General features: G+C 67.1%; 24 protein-coding genes and 1 riboswitch. Of the genes, 10 read left to right on the forward strand and 14 right to left on the reverse strand.

The features are described 5' to 3' along the window. Positions 1 to 125 precede the first annotated feature (125 nt). Both JL11_RS04970 and mscL read left to right on the forward strand, forming a co-directional pair. Complete coding sequence (locus tag JL11_RS04970; RefSeq protein ID WP_054766822.1) at positions 126 to 416, forward strand: integration host factor subunit beta; 291 nt, start codon at positions 126 to 128, stop codon at positions 414 to 416. 23 nt (positions 417 to 439) lie between these two features. Next, complete coding sequence (gene mscL, locus JL11_RS04975; protein WP_054764681.1) at positions 440 to 856, forward strand: large-conductance mechanosensitive channel protein MscL; 417 nt, start codon at positions 440 to 442, stop codon at positions 854 to 856. A gap of 458 nt (positions 857 to 1,314) precedes the next feature. On the opposite strand, the gene JL11_RS04980 is transcribed toward mscL, so the two are convergent. Next, positions 1,315 to 2,451, reverse strand: coding sequence for a hypothetical protein (locus JL11_RS04980; RefSeq protein ID WP_054764682.1), 1,137 nt, complete (start codon positions 2,449 to 2,451; stop codon positions 1,315 to 1,317). Positions 2,452 to 2,722: 271 nt separating this feature from the next. Between JL11_RS04980 and JL11_RS04985 the strand changes: the two genes are divergently transcribed. Beyond that, positions 2,723 to 4,486, forward strand: a complete 1,764-nt coding sequence (locus tag JL11_RS04985; protein ID WP_054764683.1) for a peptide MFS transporter — start codon at positions 2,723 to 2,725, stop codon at positions 4,484 to 4,486. A 70-nt stretch (positions 4,487 to 4,556) separates the two neighbouring features. Here JL11_RS04985 and JL11_RS04990 read toward each other — a convergent pair whose 3' ends face one another. Then, a complete protein-coding gene (locus JL11_RS04990; protein WP_054764684.1) occupies positions 4,557 to 6,629 on the reverse strand; it encodes a TonB-dependent receptor plug domain-containing protein in 2,073 nt (690 codons plus the stop codon). Positions 6,630 to 6,773: 144 nt separating this feature from the next. Between JL11_RS04990 and JL11_RS04995 the strand changes: the two genes are divergently transcribed. Next, on the forward strand, positions 6,774 to 7,745 hold the full coding sequence (locus JL11_RS04995; RefSeq protein ID WP_054764685.1) for a TraB/GumN family protein: 972 nt from the start codon (positions 6,774 to 6,776) through the stop codon (positions 7,743 to 7,745). 14 nt (positions 7,746 to 7,759) lie between these two features. Here the strand turns inward: JL11_RS04995 and JL11_RS05000 are convergent, their stop codons facing one another. The 8 genes from JL11_RS05000 to thiC all read right to left on the reverse strand — a co-directional run bounded on the left by JL11_RS05000 (position 7,760) and on the right by thiC (position 15,562). Further along, entirely contained in the window at positions 7,760 to 8,062 is a 303-nt protein-coding gene (locus tag JL11_RS05000; RefSeq protein WP_054764686.1) for a hypothetical protein, read from the reverse strand. A gap of 60 nt (positions 8,063 to 8,122) precedes the next feature. Continuing rightward, positions 8,123 to 9,553, reverse strand: a complete 1,431-nt coding sequence (gene tldD / locus JL11_RS05005; protein WP_054764687.1) for a metalloprotease TldD — start codon at positions 9,551 to 9,553, stop codon at positions 8,123 to 8,125. 59 nt (positions 9,554 to 9,612) lie between these two features. Continuing rightward, positions 9,613 to 10,524 (reverse strand): hypothetical protein, encoded by a 912-nt coding sequence (locus JL11_RS05010; RefSeq protein WP_054764688.1) that lies wholly within the window; start codon positions 10,522 to 10,524, stop codon positions 9,613 to 9,615. Positions 10,525 to 10,754: 230 nt separating this feature from the next. After that, entirely contained in the window at positions 10,755 to 11,264 is a 510-nt protein-coding gene (locus tag JL11_RS17370) for a hypothetical protein (RefSeq protein WP_156314150.1), read from the reverse strand. A gap of 4 nt (positions 11,265 to 11,268) precedes the next feature. Beyond that, on the reverse strand, positions 11,269 to 11,445 hold the full coding sequence (locus JL11_RS17375) for a hypothetical protein (protein WP_156314151.1): 177 nt from the start codon (positions 11,443 to 11,445) through the stop codon (positions 11,269 to 11,271). A 76-nt stretch (positions 11,446 to 11,521) separates the two neighbouring features. Continuing rightward, positions 11,522 to 12,661, reverse strand: coding sequence for a hypothetical protein (locus tag JL11_RS17380; RefSeq protein ID WP_156314152.1), 1,140 nt, complete (start codon positions 12,659 to 12,661; stop codon positions 11,522 to 11,524). After that, complete coding sequence (locus JL11_RS17385; RefSeq protein ID WP_156314153.1) at positions 12,661 to 13,479, reverse strand: hypothetical protein; 819 nt, start codon at positions 13,477 to 13,479, stop codon at positions 12,661 to 12,663. The genes JL11_RS17380 and JL11_RS17385 overlap by 1 nt, the downstream gene beginning before the upstream one ends. A 64-nt stretch (positions 13,480 to 13,543) precedes the next feature. Further along, the gene (gene thiC, locus JL11_RS05020; protein ID WP_231681404.1) at positions 13,544 to 15,562 is read right to left on the reverse strand and encodes a phosphomethylpyrimidine synthase ThiC; all 2,019 of its coding nucleotides are present in this window, start codon (positions 15,560 to 15,562) and stop codon (positions 13,544 to 13,546) included. Between the two features lie 58 nt (positions 15,563 to 15,620). Next, positions 15,621 to 15,730, reverse strand: a riboswitch (TPP riboswitch). A gap of 127 nt (positions 15,731 to 15,857) precedes the next feature. Here thiC and JL11_RS05025 point away from each other — a divergent pair. From JL11_RS05025 to JL11_RS05035, 3 genes are all read left to right on the forward strand, one after another. Then, on the forward strand, positions 15,858 to 16,823 hold the full coding sequence (locus JL11_RS05025) for a nucleoside hydrolase (protein ID WP_054764690.1): 966 nt from the start codon (positions 15,858 to 15,860) through the stop codon (positions 16,821 to 16,823). Beyond that, positions 16,820 to 17,665 carry a ribokinase gene (locus tag JL11_RS05030; RefSeq protein WP_054764691.1) on the forward strand — a complete coding sequence of 282 codons (846 nt, stop codon included), beginning with the start codon at positions 16,820 to 16,822 and terminating at the stop codon, positions 17,663 to 17,665. Before JL11_RS05025 ends, JL11_RS05030 begins: the two co-directional genes overlap by 4 nt. A 126-nt stretch (positions 17,666 to 17,791) precedes the next feature. Beyond that, complete coding sequence (locus tag JL11_RS05035) at positions 17,792 to 20,254, forward strand: S9 family peptidase (protein WP_082382601.1); 2,463 nt, start codon at positions 17,792 to 17,794, stop codon at positions 20,252 to 20,254. Positions 20,255 to 20,258: 4 nt separating this feature from the next. Here JL11_RS05035 and JL11_RS05040 read toward each other — a convergent pair whose 3' ends face one another. Further along, a complete protein-coding gene (locus JL11_RS05040) occupies positions 20,259 to 20,879 on the reverse strand; it encodes a hypothetical protein (protein ID WP_054764692.1) in 621 nt (206 codons plus the stop codon). Positions 20,880 to 20,957: 78 nt separating this feature from the next. Next, complete coding sequence (locus JL11_RS05045) at positions 20,958 to 22,088, reverse strand: zinc-dependent alcohol dehydrogenase family protein (protein ID WP_054764693.1); 1,131 nt, start codon at positions 22,086 to 22,088, stop codon at positions 20,958 to 20,960. A gap of 157 nt (positions 22,089 to 22,245) precedes the next feature. On the opposite strand from JL11_RS05045, the gene JL11_RS05050 reads away from it, so the two are divergent. Together JL11_RS05050 and JL11_RS05055 are read left to right on the forward strand one after the other, a co-directional pair. Further along, entirely contained in the window at positions 22,246 to 22,680 is a 435-nt protein-coding gene (locus JL11_RS05050; protein WP_054766825.1) for an acyl-CoA thioesterase, read from the forward strand. A gap of 87 nt (positions 22,681 to 22,767) precedes the next feature. Further along, positions 22,768 to 23,916 carry a serine hydrolase domain-containing protein gene (locus JL11_RS05055; RefSeq protein ID WP_054764694.1) on the forward strand — a complete coding sequence of 383 codons (1,149 nt, stop codon included), beginning with the start codon at positions 22,768 to 22,770 and terminating at the stop codon, positions 23,914 to 23,916. A 36-nt stretch (positions 23,917 to 23,952) separates the two neighbouring features. Here the strand turns inward: JL11_RS05055 and JL11_RS05060 are convergent, their stop codons facing one another. Further along, positions 23,953 to 24,582, reverse strand: coding sequence for a DsbA family oxidoreductase (locus JL11_RS05060; protein ID WP_054764695.1), 630 nt, complete (start codon positions 24,580 to 24,582; stop codon positions 23,953 to 23,955). Positions 24,583 to 24,608: 26 nt separating this feature from the next. Then, a complete protein-coding gene (locus tag JL11_RS05065; protein WP_054764696.1) occupies positions 24,609 to 25,229 on the reverse strand; it encodes an FMN-dependent NADH-azoreductase in 621 nt (206 codons plus the stop codon). Between the two features lie 139 nt (positions 25,230 to 25,368). Between JL11_RS05065 and JL11_RS05070 the strand changes: the two genes are divergently transcribed. Further along, on the forward strand, positions 25,369 to 25,692 hold the full coding sequence (locus tag JL11_RS05070) for a winged helix-turn-helix transcriptional regulator (RefSeq protein ID WP_197273343.1): 324 nt from the start codon (positions 25,369 to 25,371) through the stop codon (positions 25,690 to 25,692). Positions 25,693 to 25,756: the final 64 nt, after the last annotated feature.

The raw sequence follows: 25,756 nt of genomic DNA on the forward strand, positions 1-25,756 counted from the left end.
TTCATGCAAATCCGAGGGCTCGGGGCCCGATAGGGGCTTTTTAGAGGGGCGGGCGGCGGTTAGGGTGCCGTACAGTGGATCATCGGCGGGCGCGGCCTGCCGATCATGAGCTGGCAGGGGCCCTGATGATCAAATCCGAGCTGATCGAGAAGCTTGCGGCGGAAAACACCCACCTGACCCATGCGGAGGTGGAGCGGCTGGTCAACGTCATCCTGGGCGAAATGACCGGCGCCCTGGCCGACGGCGGCCGGGTCGAACTGCGCGGCTTCGGGGCCTTTTCCGTCCGTTCGCGACCGGCCCGCGTCGGTCGCAATCCCCGCACCGGCGAGACCGTGGACGTTCCCGCCAAGGCCGTGCCCTTCTTCAAGAGCGGCAAGGAACTGCGCGAACGTCTGAACGCTTCTGGGGACGCCTAAGCCTAACGACCGAAAGACCCCGCATGAGCCTTCTGTCCGAGTTCCGCGAGTTCGCGATCAAGGGTAACGTCGTCGATCTGGCGGTCGGCGTCATCATCGGCGCCGCCTTCAACGGCATCGTCAAAAGCCTGGTGGATCAGGTGGTGATGCCCCCGATCGGTCTGCTGACCGGCGGGGTCGATTTTTCCGAGCTGGAATGGGTGCTGCGGCCTGAAAACCCGGCGACCGAAGCGGTCGAGAAGGTGACGATCCAATACGGCGCCTTCGCCAATACGGTGATCCAGTTCCTGATCGTGGCCTTCGTCGTCTTCCTGCTGGTCAAGGGGATCAACAGCCTGCGCCGCCAGGAAGCCGCCAAGCCGGATCCGGCGCCCTCGGCCCCGACCCCGACCGAGGCCCTGCTGACCGAGATCCGCGACACGCTGAAGGCCCGGCCCTAGAGCCTGATCGGTTGAAGTGGAATCGCTTCGCGATTCCACTGAAGCCGTGAATCAGGCTCCAGATTAAAGCGAGAGCATGATTCACGCTTCTGTCGGAACCGCGAAGCGGTTCCGTCCGAAACGATCATGCTCTAGAGCCTGATCGCTGAACGACGCCGCGACCCGGTCCGCGCCTCGCCTTCGCGCCGACGTCCCTATAGGTCAGGGCGTAAAGAGATCGATTTTTCAACGCCTTGCGGATCGAGCCGCCCAATCGGCCGTCGGTCCTTCCGCAGCGCCTAGACTGGCGTTTCGGTCTTTGACATCGCAAAGGACGGCGCGACCGTTCGCCGACGGACTGTCCGGTCCACGGCGGACTATTCTTCAGCAAAATCAAAGGGCGTCGGACAGATCGGACACATCGGACACCTTTTTTTCGTGTCCGATCGCCGGCCCGCCCCGGAGCAAGACCGGTCGGCTCAGACGGCGGCGTCTCGCTCGATTTCGCGCCTGATCGACGACCGGCGGGGCGCCGGCACGGGGCGCAGGCAGACGGCGTAGTCCCCGTCGAACGGGGTGGGGCTCCATTCCTCGGCGGAGACGGGATCGCGGAAGACGGCGTGGCCGTGGCCCCATCCGCCCTCGCGCCGGGCCTTGGCGGCCAGCGGCCCCAGACGCTCCAGCATCAGGGGCGTCGTCACCTGCAGCCTGACCTTGGCCGCGCCCAGGCCCCGCGCATTGTCGATCAGGGTCCGGGCCAGGATTTCGATCGCGTCGTCCGCCCCGTCCAGCGCCGCCAGATCCAGGATGTCCAGACAGGGCGGATCGATCAGACGGGTCTTGTTCATGTGGGCCAGGGCGACGCCTTGCAGCCGGTCCCGGTGAAAAAGGCCCAGAACCACAGGCGCCAGGGTCATGTCGGGGTCGCTCATGCGCCAGGCCATGATCTCGGGGCTGCGGTCGGCGATCAGCCGGCCCTCGGCGACCAGGGCCCGCCAGAAGTCGGCATAGGGCGAACCCTCGCCCAGGTCGGTCAGCACCCGGACCCCGTCCGGCAGCTTCAGGCGGCGGGGTTTGAACAGGCGGCGGTTCATCAGCCGGTCGCCCAACCGCCGGGCCGTCTCCGCCGACACTCCGCCCAGCAGTCCGCGCAGCAGCCGGCCCTTCGCACAGGTCAGGGGATCGACCCTCCAGGCCAGCTTCAGGGCGTGGGTCTGGGCCGGCGCCGGCTTGAAGCCGAACAGGGGATAGAGTGGCGCCGACCGGGCGTTGGCGTTCAGGGTGTAGCAGGCGAACAGGCCCGACTGGGCCAATATGGCCTTGATCAGGGGCCGGCTGGCGCCCCGTCGTTCGGGCGGAACGATGATGGAAAAGCCGGTGGCGGCGTAAAGAACCTCGGGGCCGCGCCGAAACCTCTGGACCAGATTGCCCAGCATGGCCTGGGGCGCATCGGCCTCATCGACGACGACCCAGCCGGTCGGGGCGTCCAGGTCCCGTCGCGCCGGATTGGCCTCCAGCCACCGCCACCCCGCCTCGGACCGCTCGGGCCAGCCGACCTGGCGGTGCAGGGCGTTCAGCGCCGCATAGTCGGATCGGCGGATCGGCCGCACAGCCATTCAACACTCCCTCCCGTCCTCGACCGGGCCATATTGGCGCCCCGGCGGCGGGATGCGGGAACCTCTGCATATCGGGCGCCAGTTCGGCGCATCGCCGGGTGCGGCGAGGGGGCGCATAACCTTAACTCTTGTTCGGGTTTGCTCCCTGTGCTGGGTATGCGCCTTTCGCGCGCCCCGTTGAGGCGCGGCAGTTGGGAGTGAGCCGTTGACAGTGACGGATGGGGGGGCGCTCGCGCCTCGTAAGACTTTCCTAGGGCACCCGCGGGGGCTGGTGATCCTGTTCTTCACGGAAATGTGGGAGCGTTTTTCCTACTATGGCATGCGGGCCCTGCTGGTCCTCTATCTGACCCAGCACTTCCTGTTCGGCCCGGCCGAGGCTCAAGGCATCTACGCCGCCTACGCCGCCCTCGTTTATCTGATGCCGGTCCTCGGCGGCCTGATCGCCGACCGCTATCTCGGATCGCGCAAGGCCGTCATCATCGGCGCCGTTCTGCTGGTCCTGGGTCACTTCACCATGGCCTTCGAAGGCACCGGCGGTCGCGAGCGCCTGACCATCGGTGACACCACCTATGAGCTGCAGGTCGAGGGCCGCGACCAGAACCGCCGCATCTTCGCCGTCAACGGCGATGAACGGGTCCAGGTCGCCATATCGCCCGAAGGCGTCTCCGCCGTCGGCGCCGAGCCCTCCGCCGCCAACGCCTCCGATGTGGCGGCCGTCGCCACGGGAGCGGCGATCAACGCCCAGCCGACCGGAGCGCTGGATCCGGCGACCGCAGCCGCGCCCGAGGCCGCCGCCAAGGCCGGCTTCCCCGCCTTCACCGCGACCGGCGCCTATACGCTGGAGACCACGCGGGATCTGGCGCTCGGCGAGCCGGTTCTTTTCCTGGCCCTGTCCCTGATCATCGTGGGCGTCGGCTTCCTGAAGGCCAACATCTCAACCGTCGTCGGCGCTCTCTATGAAGAGAACGACCCCCGGCGCGACGGCGGCTTCACCATCTTCTACGTGGGGATCAACCTCGGTTCCTTCCTGGCGACCATCGCCTGCTCCTATCTGGGCATCAAATACGGCTGGGCCTACGGCTTCGGCCTGGCCGGCATCGGCATGCTGTTCGGCCTGCTGACCTTCGTCCTGGGCCAGTCCTGGCTCGAAGGCCGCGGCGCGCCGCCGGTCCCCGTTCAGGGCCGTTCCATCCTGGGCGTGCCGCTGGTGCCTTTCTTCTGGATCGCCGGCATCGTCGCCGTCATCCCGACCTGGCTGCTGATGCAGCGCCACGAGATCATCGAGACGGCCCTGCCGTGGATCGCGGGCGTCATCTTCGCCGCCGTGGTGGGCTTCACGGTCTTCCGGCTCAAGGGCGCCGAGCGGTCGCGCATGCTGGTCGCCCAGGTGCTGATCTTCTTCTCGGTCCTGTTCTGGGCCCTGTTCGAACAGGCAGGGTCGTCCCTGACCCTGTTCGCAGACCAGTCCACCCAGATGCCGTCATGGTTCAACGCCGCCATGACCCAGACCTTCAACCCCGGCATCATCGTGCTGGGCGGGCCGATCATCGCCGCCCTCTGGGTCTGGCTGGCCAAGCGCAAGCTGGAGCCTTCGACCCCGGTCAAATTCTCCTTCGGCCTAGTCTTCGTCGGTCTGGGCTTCCTGGTGCTGACCTGGGCTGCCGCGACCCAGGCCAACGACGCCTTCCGGGTGCCGCTGATCTTCCTGTTCCTGACCTACTTCTTCCACACGATCGGCGAGCTGTGCCTGTCGCCGGTCGGCCTGTCGATGATCACCAAATTGTCGGTGGCGCGGGTGGTCGGGATGATGATGGGCGTCTGGTTCCTGTCCAGCTCCGTCGCCCATATCGTCGCCGGCATCATCGCCAAGGCGACGGCGACTGACACCGTCGCCGGTGTCGTCACCAGCCCCGAGCTGGCGCTTCAGACCTATGGGTCGATCTTTGGCACCATCGGCTGGACGGGCGTCGGCGTCGGCGTCTTCCTGCTGCTGATGTCGCCCCTGCTCAAGAAGGGCATGGCCGGGATCCACTAAAGCCCGCCTGTTCGACGCAAGAAGCCCCGGCGGAGCGATCCGCCGGGGCTTTTCGTTGACGTCAGCCGCCTCAGAAGGTCTTGCGGACCCGGATGGAGGCGAAGGTGCGCGGGTCGACGACGCTGTCCTCGACGAAGGCCACCGCGCGGGTGTCGCGGTCGGCGAAGACGGTGCGGCTTTGGGTGAAGTCGTCCCACAGGTTCAGCTGGGCCCGGATCGCCAGGGTCGGGCTGGGCTTGTATTCGGCGAACAGCTCGAAATAGTCGGTTCCGCGCCAGCGCGAGACCTGATCGGGCGAATAGCTGGGCTGGCCCAGATACGGCAGCCAGTTCACCCCCCATTGCAGCTTCAGGCGCGTGATGTCCTGCTCGAGGCCGACATTGGCCTGGGTCGGGCGGACGCCGGAGATGGGCCGCGTCTCGCCCGTGGTCGGATCGGTGACCTCGGTCTTGTTCCAGTCGTTCCTGAAGGTGAAGCGGGCGCCTGAGACGCCCAGCTTGTCCAGCGGCACGGTCACGTTCAGCGACAGCCGGTCCAGCGTCCCCTCGCCGATATTGCCCACCGCCGACAGGCCGCCGGCCAGGGGGATGCGGTCGATGGCGTCGATGATCTCGTCGTGGCGATAGCCGATGGACACCACCCCCTCGCCCCAGAAACGGCGCTCATAGGTCAGTTCGGAGATCCAGCGCTGCTCGGGCTCCAGATCGACATTGCCGCCATAGACGTTCTGTTCCTCCAGGTCGGCGGAGGCGGCGAAGTCGGAGAAGTCGAGCTGGCCCAGTTCGCGCTCGAGGCGGAAGCGCAGCTGGTTGTTCGGCATCGGCGTCCAGGTCGCCAGCAGGCGCGGCTTGGCGAAGAAGAAGCTCTTCTCCTGATCGGCGTCGCCCGACTGGCTGATGGTCGAGGCTTCCAGGCGCAGACCCGCCTCCAGGGTCAGGTCGGGGTGCAGCCGCCAGGTGCCCTTGGAGAAGGCCTCGCCGCGCGTCTCCTCCACCTTGACCGAGGCGCTGGGCAGGGCCACCGGGGCGCCGCCCACGCTATAGGCCTGATCAGTCTGGCGCATGTTGTAGGCCACCTCGCCGCCGGTCTCGATCGTCAGCTTGGGCGACCGCTCGTGACGGATCAGGGCCCGCAGGATGGTCTCGGACCGCTCGCCCGAATAGACGAACCGCTCTTCCGGGGCGTCCAGACCGTTGCTGAGGACGTTGTAGGTCGAGACCCCGTCCCAGCTGCCGAACTCATGCATCAGCCGGGTTTCCAGCTTGAACCGGTCGTTCAGCGGCCGCTCCCAGGTGACGCCGAACTCGCCGCTCTTGTTGTCCTCCTGGTCGAGGCTTTCGCGGAAGGCGGTCGCCGACCGGCTGTTGTAGTAGCCGTTCCAGTCGTTGATCCCATAGCGGGCGGTCAGGTCGACCTTGCCGCCGGCGATCGGACCCGCATAGGTCCCGCGGATCGAATTGCCGCCGCCGTAGCCGTCGGTGTCGGTAACCTCGTCGCGCAGCACATTGCCTGCCACGTCACGGCGGATCGTCCGGCCGGGGCCGTTCGAATCGCTCATGCTGATGCCGTCGGACAGGGTCACGCCCCAGCTGCGGTCGCCGTCTCGGGCGGTGAACTGATAGCTGCCGCCGTAGAGATCCTGGCCCGCGCCTTCGAACTGGGTCGTGTTCCACGTCAGGATCGACTGGCGGCTGGCCTCGGTCTTTAGGATGACGTTCACCACCACCGAGAAGCCCTGCATGTCGATGCCGGGCGCGCCGCCGCGGATCAGCTCGATCCGTTCCACCTGACGCGCCGGGGTGCGGCTCAGCACATTGGAGCCGCCGTCGTTCTTGGAGGCCGGACGGGCGTTGTTGATCAGCACATTGCCGACCGCCCCTTCAAAGCCGCGCGCCCCGGAACCGTCGTCGACCTCGAAGCCCGGCACGCGATTGACCATGTCGAGCGCCGTATTGGGGCGCTGGGCCGCGAAGAAGTCGGGCGTGAAGACCAGAACGCCGCGCTGGGTCGCGTCGGCCAGGGGCGCCTGGCCCGCCGGGCCGGTCGGAACCGGCGCCTGGGCCACCTGGGGCTCGTCCCCCGCGAAGGCCGATGCGGCCGACAGGAACAGGGCGGTGCTGGCCAGCAGCAAGGTCTTCGTCATCGGTCTTCCCCTCGAATGTTGTCGAGGGGTGTGCCGTCAGCGGACGTTCATCTCCAGTTACAAGGCGGAAAGGTGGATTAAATCGCGGCCATCATTACAGACATTCCATTACGAAAATGAAAGGCGCGCGAATACAGTGAAGTCATGAACCGTATCCCCGCTCTTCTCTGTTCTATTCTGCTTGCCGCAAGCGCAGGCTGGCGGGCGACAGCCCAGGAGGCGGACCCGCCGGCCGATGCGGTGGAGGACATCGTCGTCACCGCCCGTCGGATCGAGGGGCCGATGTGGGAGGTCAGGCGCGGGGACGCGACCCTGATCCTGGTCGGGTCGATCGACGGCCTGTCGCGCGACATGGATTGGCGGACCGAGGCCCTGACGACGGCGGTGGAGCGGGCGGATCGGGTGCTGTTCCCGGTGCAGGGGCGGGCGTCCCTGGCCGATCTGGGGCGAGTCATCTGGCGGGCGCGGACCCTGACCCGCCTGCCCGAGGGCCGGACCACGGCCGACTATCTGCCGCCGGAGCTGGAGGCGCGGCTGGAGCGGGTCACGGGCGAGGGGCCCAGCCGCACCAGCCTGCTGCTGCTGTCAGCCGAGCTGATGGAGCGGGGCGGCTACGCCCGGCGCGAGCGGCCGGTCTCGGACGTGGTGCGGCGGGCGGCGCGGACCAACCGCAAGCCGGCCGAGCCGGTCGGCACCCTGCGGGGGGACGAGATCATCGATCGGGTGCTGACCACCCCGCCCGAGCGGTACCTAGATTGCATGGAGCGGGCGGTGACGGCGGCCGAGCTGGGCGAGGCGGAGGGCGAGCGGCGGGCCGAGGCCTGGCGCCGGCGCCGCGTCGCCGAGGTGCTCGCCTCGCCCCTGGATCAGGCCGTCAGCGCCTGCTCCTACTGGGTGGTGATGGGCCAGGGGCCGGCGCTGGAGGCCCTGTGGGGCCAGGCGGTGGACCAGGCCCTGGCCGAGGGCGGGACGACGGTCGCCATCGCCCCGCTTCGCCTGCTGGCCCAGCCGGGCGGCCTGCTGGACCGGCTGGAGGCCCAGGGGCTGGAGCCTCTGGGCCCCGACTGGCGGCCGCAGCCGCCGGCCGAGGCCCCCGGCGGCCCGCCTATTTCGTAATTATTATCAATGGGTTAATTGGCAGGCGTCGCGCGATCGGGCACGGCGTCGCGGGCGGCCTCGCCGACGGTGTCGGCGGCGTTGCCGACGCTTTCGGCCGCGCCGGCTACGGCGTTGGACTCTATCGCCTCATTGCGGTTCATGTTCATCAGGAACCAGCCGATGATCAGGACCAGGGCCAGGCCGACGATCAGGGCGATGACCCCGCCCATTCCGCCGCCGCTGCGGCGCTGCTCGACGATGGTCGGGCCGGTCGAGTTTTCGCTGACGCGCTCGACCCGGCCGTCGGGGTGTTTGATGGTGCGTTCGGTTGCCACGGTAAGTCTCCTCTCCTGTGTGGCGGGGAAACTCACGGTCGCGCGATCCGGTTCCGCCCCCTAGACCGCCGTTCCGCCGACGGTCAGGCCGCCGATCTTGAGGCTGGGCTGGCCGATGCCGACGGGCACGCCCTGTCCGGCCTTGCCGCAGACCCCGACGCCGGGGTCGAAGGCGAAGTCGTCGCCGATCATCTGGATCTTGGTCAGGGCCGTCGCCCCGTCGCCGATCAGGGTCGCGCCGCGCACCGGCGCGGTGATCACCCCGTCCTCGATCAGATAGGCCTCATTGCACTGGAAGACGAACTTGCCGTTGGTGATGTCGACCTGACCGCCCGAGAAGTTGGCGGCGTAGAGGCCGCGCTTCGTATTGGCGATCATGTCGGCCTTGGAATCCCGCCCCCCCTCCATGAAGGTGTTGGTCATGCGCGGCATGGGCATGTGGGCGAAGGACTGGCGACGGCCGTTGCCGGTGGCGGCGACCCCCAGCTGACGCGCCGACAGCCGGTCGTGCATCAGCCCGACCATGATCCCGTCCTCGATCAGGACGGTGCGGCCCGTGGGCGTGCCCTCGTCGTCCACCGACAGGGAGCCGCGCCGCCCGGCGATGGAGCCGTCGTCGACCACGGTCACGCCCGGCGCCGCCACCCGCTTGCCCATCATGCCGTTGAAGACGGATGAGCCCTTCCTGTGAAAGTCGCCCTCGAAGCCGTGGCCGATGGCCTCGTGCAGCAGGACGCCGGGCCAGCCGGCCCCCAGGACCACGTCCATCTCGCCCGCCGGACAATCGACGGCCTCCAGATTGACCAGGGCCTGGCGCAGGGCCTCGTCCACCTGGGCCTGCCAGCGTTCGGGCGCCACCCAGGCCTCGAAGCCCGCCCGGCCCCCGGCGCCGGAGGAGGCGCTCTCGCGTCGGCCGTTCTGCTCGACCGTGACCGAGACGTTCAGCCGCACCAGGGGCCGCACGTCGCGCACCGCCCGGTCGTCGGCCCTCAGGATCTCGATCGCGCGCCGCTCGCCGACCAGGGAGGCCGAGACCTGGACCACGCGCGGATCGCGGGCCCGGGCCCAGGCGTCGATCTCGGCCAACAGGGCGATCTTGTCCGAGAAGGCCGGCGAGGCCAGGGGATCGACCTCGGCATACAGTTTCTGGTTCGTGGCGCGCGGCCCCTCGGCGACGCGGGCCTCATGCCCCGCCTTGGCCAGGGCGGCGCTGTCGGCGGCGCGGCCCAGGGCGGCGGCCGAAATCTCATTGGCGTGGGCATAGCCGGCGGTCTCGCCCGCCACCACCCGCAGGCCGAACCCCTCGGTGGCGTCATAGGCGGCCGATTTCAGCCGCCCGTCGTCGAAGACCAGGCTCTCGCTCTCGGAGCGTTCCAGAAACAGCTCCCCGTCGTCCGCCCCGACCAGGGCGGACTTCAGGATCGACAGGGCGTCGTCGGTCGAAACGCCGGCGGCGTCGAGGAGGGGCGGCGGGGCGGCATGAAGGGTCATGACGCCTAGGTAGGGGCTGAAGCGCCCCTCGTCACCTGTTCAGGACCGGATCGGAACCGTCAGGAGGGGACGGGCGTGGAAAAAACAGTGTCCGATGTGTCCGATGTGTCCGGTTGGTCCGGTTGGTCCGGCGCCGGATCGACCGGATCGGGCCCCATCAGGACGACCGCCTTCACCGCCTTTTCCAGCAGGCGGCGATAGACGGGATTGCTCAGGTCCAGGCCGGCGAAGGACCGCTCCAGGTCCGTCAGGGCCTTCATCTGGCGTTCCAGCACCTCAAACCGATCGCAGTCCGACAGGGGTTTGGGGCCGGAGCGGCGCTTGGGCGCGGGCGGTTGGGGCGCGGCCGGTTTGGGCGCGGGGGCCGGGGCGGCCTCGGCCGACGGCGGACTCGGAGTCTGGGCCTCAGCCTGCGCCTTCGCCGCCGCCTTCATCGCCTCTTCCGCCTGGGCCATGGCCGTCAACTGGGCGTGCAGCCGCATCCAGCGCCCGGCCTCCACCCCTCGGCCCGCCAGGATCGCCCGCTGCATCCGCACCCGGGCGTGACCCGCCAACAGGCCGTAGTCGCACAGGCCCGCCGCCGTCTCGGCCTCCAGGTCCACGGGCGCGTCCGCCCCGTCCGCCTCGAACCCATAGTCCAGGGGGTCGGCCTGATCCTGATCCTGGCGCAGCCACCCCTCGTCGCGGGCGCGGGCGTAAAGGGTCGAGCGCGCCAGGCCGAACCGCCGACAGACCGAGGCCCCCGGCTCGCCCGCCGCATAGGCCCGCTGGATCGCATCCCACCGGTCCTCCGATATCCGGCTGTAACCCCCGCCCCTCTGATAGGGATCGCGCACCCGCCGCCCGTCATAGAGGGGCCGGTCGTTCAGGGGTTCATCGTCCCAGGCCCGCTCGGCGCCCGGCTCCGCCATCCCCTCCGCGCCCCAATCCCCGTCCCCGTCCTGGCCCCAGCCGCCTGCCGTCGCGTCCATCCGTCCCTCCCGACCGATCCGCCCCGATGCGGAGCCGCCTCAGTATGAGGTCGGGGGAAAGGGGTGATGGGTCGATTGTCGGGAAGCGCCGAAAAGCCGTGGGGAATCAGAGGGCGGTGTGGGGGAAGGGGTGGGGGCAGGGGGCTTCGCACCCTCCTTTCGTCATCCTCCGGGCCGCGCAGCGGAACCGGGGGACCCCCAACGTGGGCATGGGCCGCGAACCCCTGAACCTATGGCCGGACGGAATAGCCGTCCGTGGGGGAGACCCAGATCACCGGCTGATTCAGGTCGGGGCGGGGGCGGCCGTCGATGAAGGCCTCGGCCAGCCAGCCCTCGCCCTGGGGCGTATAGCGGGTGCAGACTTCCGTCCCCAGCTGGGCGAAGGCGGCGCTCAGCTGACCCCGGAGCATCTCTGCCGTCTGGGGGTCGGCCGGCTGGCCGTCGATTGTGAAGACGGCGCCCTCAAGGCCGGTTAACGGCCCGCAGACTGCGCCGTCGCGGACGACAACGGGGGTTTGGTCCCGCATGACGATGAGCGGCGAGGGATTCAGCATCACCTCGGCTTGGTTCGAAATCGTCCCGTCCGCCGCAAAGCTGTAAGTCGCGATGGCGCCGCAGGTCTTTCGCGCCGCACCTGGCGAATGGCACTGCAGCCGGCCCTCGCGCGCCGGACCCAGTGGGTCGGCGGGTTGCTGTGGGGCGACTGCGGCGAGCGCGAAGGCGAGAGCGAGCGATATCACGGGGTCAGGCCCGCTTCTTCTTCGGCGCGGCCGGAACATCGGCGGCCGTGACCAGATGCCCCTTCCAGCCGGGCGGCGGCAGGAACTTGCCGGACTTCTCCTCGCGCGTGCCTTCGCGCGCGATCCGGGCGGCGTCGCGTCCGGCTTTGAGGACGGTTTCTCGGTCGAAGAGGGTGTTCACTGCGGTCTTAACTCAAGAGATCTCATGCGCCGTCGTGAGAGGCTAAGCAGCCAGATTTTCAGTAGAAAGTGCTCTCCTATTTACGTCGGGAGTTCCTTCGATTTAAAGACTCATTAATTTCCTTTCGAAGGATATTGACGCTGAACGAGTTGCTTCTGAGAAGTGCGCTCTCAATCTGTGCGCGTATTAGGTCAAAATCTGCAAGATGTTCGGAAAAGAAAAATATAGTCTCACCCTTTCTCATAGGATAAGATGCGCTGATAATTTTACGAATTAGAAGCGACATGCGGAATTCAACATCTAATTGATCTTCGATGTCAATCAGTGATATGGATTGCCGAATTATATTGACCGCATCTAATTCAAACTGTGCGTTGTGTGGGTAATTCTCAAGAAAATGAATTCCCTGACGGGGTGAGAGAAGAATGCTCCTAATGAGGATGGCAATCCTTTCTTCCTGTCGTTTGGACATTCTAACAGCTTGAACAATATCGTTGTACGATAGGTCAGCTCCCCCCATGTTTGATAAATCAGCTTTTGAAGGTATTTGATTGACAGTTTTTATGCCTTTCATCTCGTTCGATATTATGCGCGTGATCTCGTCAATACCGATAGTAAAGTCATCGGTAGACATCGATCCTAGGCTTATTTCTAGATTATCGTCCTTGAAATTGGCGGTAACATTAGCGCGAAAAAGAGCGAGTTTGTTAGATGCATCCATGGTTACTGTATTCCGCTCCAGGAGTCGCCAAGTCAAATCAATGGCGATTGAATTCCTGTAAGCGTAGGCAGATGATGCGCCAAGTTCATCGGCTGTGCACTCAATCGATTTTAAGCGATGATGTAATATTTGATCGTTGTCGCCGATAAGTTCGTAAGCTGACAGCTTAAATGCTTCGCTCGCTTCTCTACTTTCGCATGCAATACGGAGTTGCTGAATTAGGTTAGATCGCTTGTCGCAGTATATGTTTCCGCGGCTGTTCGTAAAAGAAATTATAGGTTCATCATTCTTAGCAATGTTAATTATTTGGTTTTCTTGTGGTGACCACCAAGGGTTTTCTGCAACGGGATGAAAGTCCCGCACATTCCCGGAGGGGTCATAGATCTGAGCGTAAAGCGTTTCTTCTCCAAAAAATTTAAATAGAGGGAGTAGCATGCTCGGGTTCTGATCAGTGAGCTGAGCACATCCAACTAAGGAAGCGATACCTGCGCCCATCACAGGAGCCCTTTGTTGGCCAGGAACTCGCGAACTTGGACCTCTATCGCGTCATGGTAGTGCGAGGGTTCCCGTCCCATCGTGTGGCGATAGGGTAAAATGGATACGCCGCGTTCTGAAAACGGTTTTAACCATTCGGCCGAATAGGATTTGTTCCAAATGTTATCTGGAACAACTATGGACAGAAGCATCGGCCCGAGATCCACCGTTTCATCTACAACAACCTCGATCGTAGCGACGCGATCATCTGGCTCGTTCTGGCCTCGAGATGTGATAAGATCGATGTAGGCTTGGGCTAAGTATTCGTCTGGCTCGGCATCGCGAACTATCGAACGTAGCTTTGACCGGTCTCCCAAGATGTAATTTTCATTATTCTCGAAAATGCGTGATATTAGACGGCCTATTCTTTTTAAGTCGCCAGAAATGTCGAAGTCTGGAATATTAGCTTCTTCAATCATAGCATGCTTGTAAAGCCGTGCGGCGAAGGCCCCGGTGTCAAATGGGAATATATTGGAGGCACGATCGAGTAGATTTTCAGAAAAAACGAAGCAAACTGGGCACATCGAGTTCTGCGTAACCACCGCGTTCCCGCGTGGGCGATAGGCTGGCCTACCGTAGAAAAAATAGGAAACTGACCTGCCGATTACGCTGCATTCGCGGGGCCTTATCTCGCCGTCGCGCACTATATCGCGGGCGACGAGCGCCTTAGCCGTGTGAATTAGCGGTAGCTTGGCTTGTTGCGGAGCTTCTTGCCGGTCGAGCCACTCGCGAAACTCTGGCCTGCCGGGGCGATTGGCGATTTTCGGGAGCGTGCTCATGAGGGACAGTTGGGAACCCAACTGTCGCGGAGTCAACCTGCATACATGGCGCGAATAGTCCCCCTCACACCTTTACCTCCACCACCCCGCCCCCGGCCCGGAACTTCGCCGACATCTCCGCCATCCCGGCTTCCGCCTCCGCCAGGCTCGCCCCCGCGTCGTTCTGCGCCGCGGCCGCATCCCGGATATCCTGGCTGATCTTCATCGAGCAGAATTTCGGGCCGCACATGGAGCAGAAGTGGGCGGTCTTGTGGGCTTCCTTGGGCAGGGTGGCGTCGTGGTATTTGCGGGCGGTTTCGGGGTCGAGGCCCAGGTTGAACTGGTCCTCCCAGCGGAACTCGAACCGGGCGCGCGACAGGGCGTCGTCGTGCAGGCGGGCGGCGGGGTGGCCCTTGGCCAGGTCGGCGGCGTGGGCGGCGATCTTATAGGTGATGACGCCGTCCTTGACGTCCTGACGGTCCGGCAGGCCCAGATGCTCCTTGGGCGTGACGTAGCAGAGCATGGCCGTGCCGAACCAGCCGATCATGGCCGCCCCGATGGCCGAGGTGATGTGGTCATAGCCCGGCGCGATGTCGGTGGTCAGCGGCCCCAGCGTATAGAAGGGCGCCTCGTGGCAGTGCTTCAGCTGCTCGTCCATATTCTGCTTGATCTTGTGCATCGGCACATGGCCGGGGCCTTCGATCATCACCTGGCAGCCTTTGGCCCAGGCGATCTGGGTCAGTTCGCCCAGGGTCCGCAGCTCGGCGAACTGGGCCTCGTCATTGGCGTCGGCGATCGAGCCGGGGCGCAGGCCGTCGCCCAGGCTGAACGACACGTCATAGGCCCGCATGATGTCGCAGATGTCTTCGAAATGCTCATACAGGAAGCTCTCCCTGTGGTGGGCCAGGCACCATTTGGCCATGATGGAGCCGCCCCGGCTGACGATGCCGGTGACCCGCTTGGCCGTCATCGGCACGAAGGGCAGGCGCACCCCGGCGTGGATGGTGAAATAGTCGACGCCCTGTTCGGCCTGTTCGATCAATGTGTCGCGGAACACCTCCCAGGTCAGGTCCTCGGCTATGCCGCCGACCTTCTCCAGCGCCTGATAGATGGGGACGGTGCCGATGGGGACGGAGGAGTTCCTGATGATCCAGTCGCGGATGTTGTGGATGTTGCGGCCCGTCGACAGGTCCATGACATTGTCGGCGCCCCAGCGGGTGGCCCAGACCAGCTTGTCGACCTCGTCGTCCACGCTGGACAGAACCGCGCTGTTGCCGATGTTGGCGTTGATCTTCACCAGGAAGTTGCGGCCGATGATCATCGGCTCGACCTCCGGGTGGTTGATGTTGTGCGGGATGATGGCCCGGCCGCGGGCGATTTCGGAGCGCACGAATTCGGGCGTCACATAGTCGGGGATGCTGGCGCCGAAGGATTCGCCGTCGCGCTCCAGTGGCGAGTGGCGAGTGGCGAGTGGCGAGGTCGATGCGGGAAGCGGCACGGTCGAACCGTCGGCCAGGGTGATGGTGGAGGCGACGTCACTCGCCACTCGCCACTCGCTGCTCGCCACTGCCTCCCGCCGCAGATTCTCCCGGATCGCCACATATTCCATCTCGGGCGTGATGATCCCGGCCTTGGCGTATTCGTACTGCGTCACCGGGCGGCCCTCCACGCCCTTGAAGACGCGGTGGTTGGAGGTGTCGAAGCGGGGGGCCAGGTGGCGGCCCGAGGCGTGGCCGTTGTCCTCGGGCTTGACCTCGCGCGGGTTCAGGACGGGGGCGATGTCGCCGCGGTCCAGCTGCCAGCGGGTCTTCACATGCGGCAGGCCCTTCTTGATGTCGATGACCACGTTCGGGTCGGTATAGGGGCCCGAGCTGTCATAGACCGTCACCGGCGGCTCGTTCGCCGACGGATGCAGGGCGATCTCGCGGAAGGGGACGCGGATGTCGGGATAGAGGACGCCCTGGACATAGACCTTGCGGCTGCCGGCCCGTTCGCCGGTCGGGATACGGCCGGTCTCAGCCTCGACCGCCTTGCGCGCCTCGGCCAGGGCCAGATCCACATTGGGCTCTTCGGGCAGGACGGGCGGGGTGACTTGGATGTTCATGGCGGCCTCAAACGGTTTGAGGTCCGCCGACGTCGGGCGCGAGGGTCCTGTGGCGCATGGACCTAAAGCGTACTCATCCCTTCGCCGGCATGACCCGGATCAGGTTCGACGGGTCAGAGGAGGAACCTCTATCTCAGCCGCTCGATTGCGACCCCCCGGAGAACGAGGCTCAGGGTGACGCCGGGGGAGGCGGACGTCAAGCCGGGCGGGCCGCGCCGGAAAAAGACGCCCCTTCCCACAGGCTTAGCCATGAAACGGACTTGCCCCCCGGCGTTCGGGCGGCCAAACCACGGGGGTGACTGTCCAATCCCTGATCATCGACTGCGACCCCGGCGTGGACGACGCTGCGGCCCTCTTCCTGGCCTTCGCCGCCCCCGAGCTGGAGCTGCTGGCCGTCACCACCGTCGGCGGCAACGTCCCCGCCCATCTGACCCAGCGCAATGCGCGCATGCTGCGCCAGATCGCCGGCCGAGAGGACGTGCCCGTCTTCGGCGGGGCCGAACGGCCGCTGAAACGCCCGCCCGCCGGCGCCGGCGAGTTCCACGGGCCGGAAGGGCTGGGCGACCTGGAGCCGTTCGAGCCTCACGGCATCATCGGCGACGGCCCGGCGGCCAACGCCATCGTCGACCTGGTGATGAAGCGCCCGGCCGGATCGGTGGCGATCGCCGTCCTGGGGCCGATGACCAATCTGGCCCTGGCGATGAAGCGCGAGCGGCGGCTGGCCGAACACCTGGGCCCGGTCGTGGTCATGGGCGGGGCGCGGTCGGAGGGCGGCAACATCACGGCTTCCGCCGAGTTCAACATCTGGGCCGACCCGGATGCGGCGGCCGTGGTCTTCGGCTCGGGCTGTCAGGTGATCGCCTTCGGCCTGGACGCGACGCATCAGGTGCGGGCGACCGAGGCCCGCATCCGCGCCATAGAGACGATCCGCACCGAACCGGCCCGCACCACCGCCGCCCTGCTGCGCTTTTCCCAGAGGACCGAACGGACCCTGGTCGGCTGGCCCAGCCCGGACTGGGGCGCGCCCCTGCACGATCCCTGTCCGATCGCCTGGCTGATGAGGCCCGACCTGTTCACCCTGAAACCCTGCCGGATCGAGGTCGAGACGGGATCGGACCTGACGCGCGGCCATACGGCGGTGGAGTTCCGGGTGGATTCAGCCACGGCCCGGCATCGCTGGGCGGTCGCGGCGGACGCTCAAGGGGTGTTCGACCTGATCGCCGAGACCCTGAAGGCCGCTGAAGGGACGCGGGGGGCATGAGGATCACCGTCGTCGGCTCGATCAACCTGGACCTGGTGGCGACGGCGCCCCGCCTGCCGGCGCCGGGCGAGACGGTGACGGGGGCGACGCTCGCCCGCTATCCGGGCGGCAAGGGCGCCAACCAGGCCTATGCGGCCGAAAAGCTGGGGGCCGAGGTCAGCCTGATCGGCCGGGTCGGAAACGACGCCATGGCGGGCGAGGCCCTGGCCCTGATGTCGGAGCTGGGCGTCGATCTGGCGGGGGTGGAGGTCGATGTGGCGGCGCCCACGGGCGTCGCCCTGATCGCCGTCGATCCGACCGGCGAGAACCAGATCGTGGTGGCGGCCGGGGCCAATCATCTGGTCACGCCCGAACAGCTGCCCCAGCGGATCGAGGGCGCCCTGATCGTGCAACTGGAGCTGCCGGTCGAGACGGTGGAGGCGGCGGTGGGGCGGGCGACCGGTTTCGTCTGCGCCAATCTGGCGCCGGCCGCCCCGGTGTCGGAGGCCCTGCTGCGTCGCGCCGACCTGATCGTGGTCAATGAGACCGAGGCCGCCTTCTATGGCGAGGCCCTGCACCGGGGCGGCGGCCGGGTGGTGGTGACCCAGGGCGCTCGCGGGGCGGTGATGTATCAGCGCGGCGTTCAGACGGCCTGGGCCGAGCCGCCCGCCGTCCAGGCGGTGGATGCGACGGGCGCGGGCGACGCCTTCGTCGCCGCCATCACCGTGGCCCTGCTGGAGGGGATGGAGCCCGCGCAGGCGCTGCGCTTCGCCTGCGCGGCCGGGGCCTTTGCGGCGACGCGGCCGGGGGCCCAGCCGTCGGCGCCGGAACGGGATCAGGTCGAGGCGCTGCTGGGAGGGTGAGGGGGCGGGCCCCCTCCGTCTCTTCGCTGCGCTCAGAGCCACCTCCCCCAAGGGGGGAGGATTGGGGTTGCCGCCGTGTTGCGGCTGTCGTTAGTCTGACACTTAAATCAGTGGGGACTTCAGACGATGATGATGCGTGTTCGCGGTTCCGGCCTTGCGCTGGCGGCGGTGTTGCTGGCCACGACGGCGAGCGGGGCCCTGGCCCAGTCCGCGGCGCCCGGTCAGATGACCTATCAGCAACCGCCCCAGCCGATCGCGGACATTCTGGACGCCAAGCCTACGCCGTCGTCGATGCTGAGCCCGGACCGCAAGACCCTGGTCCTGATGGACCGGTCGAACCTGCCCAGCATCCAGGCCCTGGCCGAGCCGATGCTGCGGCTGGCGGGGTCGCGGATCAATCCGCGCAACAACGGGCCGGCCGAGAGCCGGGTCTCGTGGCTGACGGGGCTGACGCTTCAGGCCGTGGATGGAGGATCGCCCCGGGTCGTGGCCCTGCCGGCCGGGGCGCGGTTCACGGGGGCGCGCTTCTCGCCCGATGCGAAACACCTGGCCTTCGTCATGGACCGGCCGACGGGGCTGGAGCTGTGGGTCGTAGACGTGGCGAGCGCGCAGGCGCGCAAGCTGACCGACCCGGTGGTCAATATGACGGGCGGGGCCGGCTATGACTGGCTGCCGGACAGTTCGGGCCTGCTGGTCGAGGCGGTTCCGGCCGGGCGGGGGGCTGCGCCGGACGTGACGGCGGCGCCGACCGGGCCGAACATCGAGGAGACGGCCGGGCGTGCGGCGCCGGTCCGGACCTATCAGGACCTCTTGTCCAATCCGGGCGACGAGGCCCTGTTCGACCACTATTTCACCAGCCAGCTGACCCTGGTTCCGCTGAACGGCCGTGCACGGACGATCGGCGCCCCGGCCGTCTATCTGGACGCCTCGCTGTCGCCCGACGGGAAGTACATTCTGCACGAGATCGCCAAACGGCCCTATTCCTATGCGGTGCCGGCGGGCCTGTTCCCGACCGAGATCGTGGTGACGGACATGGCCGGGCGGGTGGTGCGGACCGTCGCCGACCTGCCGCTGAGGGACGACGTGCCGACCGCCTTCGACGCCGTGGCGCCGGGGCCGCGGTCCGTGGGCTGGCGGGCCGATGCGCCGGCGACCCTGACCTGGGTCGAGGCCCTGGACGGCGGGGACATCCGCCGCGAGGCCGAGTTCCGCGACCGGGTCTTCATGCAGGCCGCCCCCTTCACGGCCGAGCCGGTCAAGCTGATCGACCTGAAGGAGCGGTACGCCGGGATCGTCTGGGGCAAGGATGACTTGGCTGTGGTCAACAGCCGCTGGTTCAACACCCGGCATGAGAGCCGCTTCGTGGTCGATCCGTCCAATCCCGGCGCGGGCCGGCTGCTGCTGGAGCGGAACTATCAGGCCCGCTACGACAATCCGGGCCAGCCGGTGACCCAGCCGAATGCGGCGGGCCGGTCGGTGATCCGCTTCACCCCCGACGGCAAGATCCTGATGCAGGGGGCGGGCGCCACGCCCCAGGGCGAATTCCCCTTCCTGGCCGCGATGGACTCGGCAACGGGGCGCAGCGAGCGGCTGTGGACCTCGGCCCAGACCGACTATGAATATGTGGTCGGTTTCCTGGACGCGGACGGCAAGCGGGTGGTGACCCAGCGCGAGACGCGGCTGGACCCGCCGAACCTGCAGATCCGCGACCTGACGACGGGCCAGACCACGGCCCTGACCAACTTCCCCGATCCGGCGCCGCAGCTGGCCGGAGCGACGCGCCAGCTGGTGACCTATGAGCGGGCCGACGGGGTCAAGCTGTCGGGGACCCTGTATCTGCCGGCCGGCTATGACAAGGACCGCGACGGGCCCCTGCCGATGCTGATGTGGGCCTATCCGGCCGAGTTCACCGATGCGGCGGTGGCGGGCCAGACGGTGGACGTTCAGAACCGGTTCGTGCGACCGGGCGGGTCCAGCCATCTGTTCCTGCTGACCCAGGGCTATGCGATCTTCGACAACCCCTCCATGCCCATTATCGGCAAGGATGGGGCAGAGCCGAACGACACCTATGTCGAACAACTGGTCGCCGACGCGAAGGCTGCGGTCGATGCGGTGGTCGGCATGGGGGTGGCGGATCGCGACCGGATCGCCGTCGGCGGCCACAGTTACGGCGCCTTCATGACGGCGAACCTCTTGGTCCATTCGGACCTGTTCCGGACCGGGATCGCGCGGTCGGGCGCCTATAACCGCACCCTGACCCCGTTCGGCTTCCAGTCGGAACAGCGCAACTATTGGGAGGCGACCGAGGTCTATACGGAGATGTCGCCCTTCACCTACGCCGACCGGATGAATGAGCCGATCCTGCTGATCCACGGCGAGGCGGACGACAACTCCGGCACCTTCCCGGTCCAGTCCGAGCGTTTCTATGCGGCGCTGAAGGGGCTGGGGGCGACGGCGCGTTACGTCACCCTGCCGCTGGAGGCGCACGGATACCGGGCGCGGGAATCGGTGGGCCATACGCTGTGGGAGATGACCCGCTGGCTGGACCAGTATGTGAAGAACGCGCCGCCGAAACCGGCGGCGAACTGAGCGATCAGGGCCTGGACGCCGCAGCTTCGGCTGCGGCGTTGACGGCGGCGAGGCGAGCGTCCTGTTCCGCCTGGGGCGGGACGCCGAAGACGGCCCGCAAGCTGTCGGGGACCAGGGCGCGATCGTAAGGTTCCAGGGTGGCCGGGGCGTCGCGGGTCTTGCGGGTCTGGGTGCCGTAGATCTGGGGCTTGTCCGTCATCTGCAGATAGCGGTCCAGGGTGGCGGCGGCGATCCAGGCGGCGTCCGCATCGCCCTTGGCCACCGCTGCGACGGCCAGGCTGTGGGCCAGCAGATAGTCCTCGGGCGTCGAGCCGTGCTGGAAGACGAAGGCGGCGGCGCGATAGTCGGCGCCGGTCTTCAGCGCCCCGGCGTCCAGCAGGGCGCGGGTCTGAACGCGCCGGGCGGCGTCGGCGGCGTGCATCTGCTCGACGAAGGCGCGGTCGCGAAACTTCTGGGGGTCGATGTTCTGGCGGACGGCCTGGTCGGCGGCGAAGATGGCCGCCATTTCGGCATTGTCCTGCCCCCGGGCGTTGTCGGATGGGGCGTCCTGGGCGAAGGCCGGGGCGGCGAAGGCGAGGACGACGGCCGACATGGCGGCGGCCAAGGACGGGCGGGACAGGCGCATGGTAATCTCCGCTGAAGCTTGGGCCGGGATTGGCGCTCGGCTTTGCGGCGGAAAACGGGCGCCGGAATTACCGTCTCTTCACGGGCGAACGATCAGCCGCACCACCTCCCCGGCGTGAAGCCGGTCGAAGCCGGCGTTGATCTCATCCAGCGGGATGACGCCGCTCATCAGACGGTCCACCGGCAGGCGGCCCTGGCGGTACAGGGCGACGTAGCGGGGGATGTCGCGGCTGGGGACGCAGGTTCCGATGTAGGAGCCCTTCAGGGTGCGTTCCTCCCCGACCAGAGAGACAATGTTGACGGCGAGCGCCGCCGCGGGCGGGGGCAGGCCGGCGGTGACGGTGGTTCCGCCGCGCCGGGTCATCTTCCAGGCGTTCTCCAACGCCCGAACCGAGCCGGCCATTTCGAAGGCGACCTCGGCGCCGCCGTTCGTCAGGGCGCGGACCTGATCCACCGCATCGGGATCGGCGGCGTTGACGGTCTGGACCGGACCCAGGCTGCGCGCCAGGGCCAGCTTGTCCTCGGACAGATCGACGGCGATCACGGGAGAGGCGCCGCAGGCCAGGGCGCCCAGGACGCTGGCCAGGCCCACGCCGCCCAGGCCGATGACCACGACGCTCTGGCCCGCCTTGACCCCGGCGGTGTTCACCACGGCGCCGACCCCGGTCAGGACGGCGCAGCCGAACAGGGCCGCCTCTTCGAACGACAGCTCCGGGTCGATCTTCACCAGGGACCGGCGCGACACCACGGCCCGTTCGGCGAAGGCGGAGCAGCCCAGGTGGTGGTTGACCGGCTCGCCTTCGCGAAAGAGGCGGCGGGCGCCGGACAGAAGCTCGCCCCGGCCGTTGGCGGCGGCGCCCGGCTCGCACAGGGCGGGACGGCCGCCGGCGCACGGGTCGCAATGGCCGCAGGACGGCATGAAGACCATGACGACGTGATCGCCGACAGCCAGATCCGTGACGCCGTCGCCCAGGGCCTCGACCACGCCTGCGGCCTCATGCCCCAGGGCCATGGGCAGGGGGCGGGGACGGTCGCCGTTGATGACGCTGAGGTCCGAGTGGCACAGGCCGGCGGCCTTGACGGCGACGAGGACCTCGCCGGGGCCGGGCGGGTCGAGCGTCACCGTCTCGAGCGACAGAGGGCGGCTGTCGGCGTAGGGAAGGGCGGCGTTGCTCCTCGACAAAACAGCCGCGCGGGTCGTGATGCTCATAGTCAAGCTTCTCCTTGCGCTATCGCCGAGGACGCGGTCGTCAGCCGCTTGAGCGCTTGTGATCGTCCGCCTACCGATAGGCGCTTGACGCCACGTCGTCCAAGCCCGAGCGTCACCTGGACGGCGACACGGACGATCGCCGGGGAGGATGATGACGATGCCGAAGACGGAACTGGGCCCCCTGGCCGAACGCGCGACCTATCGCGCCTTTCACATGGTCTCGACCCGCTGGGCCGACAACGACCAGTACGGCCATATCAACAACGCCAAATTCTACGAGTTCGTGGACTCGGCGGTGAACGCCCATCTGCTGATCGCCGACGCCCTGAACGAGTCCATCGGCCTGGTGGTGGACAGCGGCTGCCGATACACCTCGGCCCTGAAGTTTCCCGATGTGATCGAGGTCGGGATCAAGGTCGACCGGATCGGCACCTCCAGCGTCACCTACGGCTTTGCGGTGTTCAAGCGCAGCGTCGACATCCCCGCCGCCGTCGGCCATTTCGTCCACGTCTATGTCGACGCCGAAACCCGCCGGCCCAAGCCCCTGCCCGCCAAGCTGAGGGCGGTGGTGGAGAATCTGAAGGCGGGGTGAGGCCGCGCTGACAGGTCGTATTACCGAAGCTTCATTGGCCCCGTGCGGGGCGGCGTGGTGGACTGGGGGCCTATCGGAGCAGCTCGCATGACGTTTCGCCTTCCTGTCGGTTCGGCCGCCGCCCTTGCGCTGGCCTGCGTCGCCGTCTGGACGCCGCTCGCCGCCTGTTCGGCCCAGCCTGTCCAGAGCGCGGCGACGGAGCCCTCACAGGGGACGGCGATCTTGGGCGAAGCGGCGATCCTGGCGGCGGCCGCCGCGGAGGTGACGCCGCTGATGGCGGATGGGCGCTATCAATCCGTGTCGGGCGCCGTGGTCTATCAGGGGCGGGTCCATACCTTCCACTACGGCCGATCGCCGTCCGGGCGGGCGCCGGACGACCAAACCCTTTATGAGATCGGCTCCCTGACCAAGACCTTCACCGGCCTGCTGCTGGCCCAGGCGGTGCGGGACGGCAAGGTCGCGTTGGACGCGCCGGCCGCCCTCTATCTGCCGCAGGTCGATCCCTCGCGGCTGACCCGCAACGGCAAGCCCGTCACCGTCCGTCATCTCGCCACCCACATGTCGGGCCTGCCGATGCTGCTGGCGTGCGAAGACCAGGCAGCCGATCCGGCCCGCATCGCCTGTCTGGCGGCCCATGACGATCGGGATTTTCTGAGGCGGCTGAACGCGGTCGAGCTGCGGTCCGATCCCGGTGAAACCTATCTGTACAGCAACGCCGGCGCCCGGCTGATCGGTCTGATTCTGGAACGGATCTACGGCGCCCCCTATCCCGAACTGGTGCGGCGGTTCCTTCAGGCCCGCGACGGAGCGATCGACGTTCGATGCGGCGCTGCGGTCGAGGATCCCGCGCGTCTGGCGGTGCGCGACCGGGCCGCCGAAACCTGCGACGGGGCCGGCGGCCTGGTCGCCACGACCGCCGACATGGGGCGATATCTCGCCCTCTATTTCGACCGGCGGGACCCGATCCCTGCCCAGGCTACGACGCCCCTGTTCCAGGACGGCGACTTCGGCCGCGCCTATTTCTGGAACACCTACAGACCCGAAACCGAGGGGCAGCTGTACCATGGCGGCGGCACCTTCAACACCTCGTCCTGGATCTCGCTTTATCCGCGCCAGGGCCTGGCCGTCTTTCTGATCTCGCCAACGGTGGCTGAGGGCGCCCAAGGCGCGCTGAACGAAAGGGCCAACGCCATTGCCGACCGCGTTCGAGCGGCGGCGGGCGAGCCGGGGCGGTAAGGGGGGCGATCAGGACGGCGCCAGGACAGGCCAATCTCAGGCGGATGCGGCGGCGCGGATGGCCGAGGCGATCTCGTCTTCGCTGCGTCCGCCGTTGATGGCGATGCGCCCGCCGAAGACGAAGTGGGGAACGGACCTCACCCCGGCCGCCATTGAGCGCGCCGCCTCCTGTTCGACGTGTCGATGCTGCTCGGGATCGAGCGCGATCGCGCGGGCTTCTTCGCGTTCGAACCCATGGTTCACGGCGATATCCGCCAGGACATCGGGGTCCGAAATGTTCATCGCCCCCAGGAAGTGAGCGTCGGTGATCGCGACCGCCAGCCGGTGCTGCGCGCCTCGGGCTCGCGCCGCCAGGATCAGCCCGTGCGCCGGCTGCGTCCTGTAGGTCCAGAGCTGGCGGCTCAGATCGAGGTCGAGCCCCGAGGCCCTCGCCTCCGCCTCGGGCCGAGCGAATGACGCCTTCGGATCCGTCACGCCGTAGCGGGACAGCAGAAGATCGGGAATGTAGAGGCCTTCCGCCGGCGCATCGGGGAGCAGAAGCACCGGATGCTGGCGGATATCGACGTCCAGATCAGGAAAACACTCCTCCAGAACCTTGTCGAGGCGGTGATGTCCGACGATGCACCAGGGACAGGTGATCTCGGCGTAAAGGTCGATCTGCAACATTTTGGGGTCCCTTCCGCCAGGCGTCGTCAGGCGGCCCGTTCCAGGACCGAGCGAACCTGGGCTTCCGTCGCGGCGACGGCGGCCTTGGCCGCCTCGGGCCCGAAGACGGTGCCTTCCACACGGATGAGTTCGACGTCGGTCAGGCCGATGAAGCCCAGGAGATGGCGCAGATTGCCGGTCTGGAAATCAAAGGGCGCCCAGTCGCCTTCAGAGAAGACGCCGCCTGTGGCGGTGACGAGATAGACCTTCTTGCCGGTCAGGAAGCCCCACGGCCGGCCGTCTTCGCCGTAGCCGAAGGTCACGCCGGGCCAGGTGATGTGATCGAACCAGGCCTTGAGCTGCGAGGAGGGGCCGAAATTGATCATGCCCGAACCCAAGACGATCACGTCGGCGGCCTTCACCTCATCGACGAGTTCATGGGCGAGGGCGACCGCTGCAGCCTGTTCGGGCGTGCGCGCCTCTGGGGGCGTGACGCGGCCGTGGATATAGGCCTGAGTAATATGGGGCGGCGGGTTGGCGGTGAGATCCCGCGTCAGAAGGGCGCCGCCCGAGCGGGCCTTCAGGCCTTCGGCGATCTCGGTCGCGAAACGGGTGGAGAGGCTTTCTGCGCCCCGAGGGCTGGACGTCACGAGGAGGATGCGGGTCATGATGGCTCCGATGGAAAGAGTAGTGAAATCTTGTTACCAACACTATTAAAGTGACCCCCTCCGTCGCCCGCAAGAAGGCACTCCGATGACCCTTAGTGACATTGATTTTCCCACCCCCGGGGAAGGGAGCGACTGTCGGATGGTTCGTGAAATCCTCGATCTCATCGGCGACAAATGGACCCTGTACATCATCGCGACGCTCAAGGACGGCCCTGTGCGGTTCAATGAACTGCGGCGTCGCATCGACGGCATTTCACAACGGATGCTGACGATTAACCTGCGCGGCCTGGAACGTGACGGGCTGGTGAAGCGGACCTTGTTTCCCACCATTCCGCCGCGCGTCGATTACGAGCTGACGGATGTCGGGCGGACGCTGCTCGCGCCCGTGATGGAGCTCGTGACGTGGGCGGATCAAAATCAGGACAGCATCAAGGGCGCCCGCCTCCGATACGACGCCGGCTAGGAGATCTGGGATATTCCCGGCCGGGACAGGCGTCGCCGCCCTAGCCAATCCGCTCTGCGCGTGA

The sequence above is a fragment of the Brevundimonas sp. DS20 genome (assembly GCF_001310255.1).
In the GTDB taxonomy this organism is placed as follows: Bacteria; Pseudomonadota; Alphaproteobacteria; order Caulobacterales; family Caulobacteraceae; genus Brevundimonas; species Brevundimonas aurantiaca.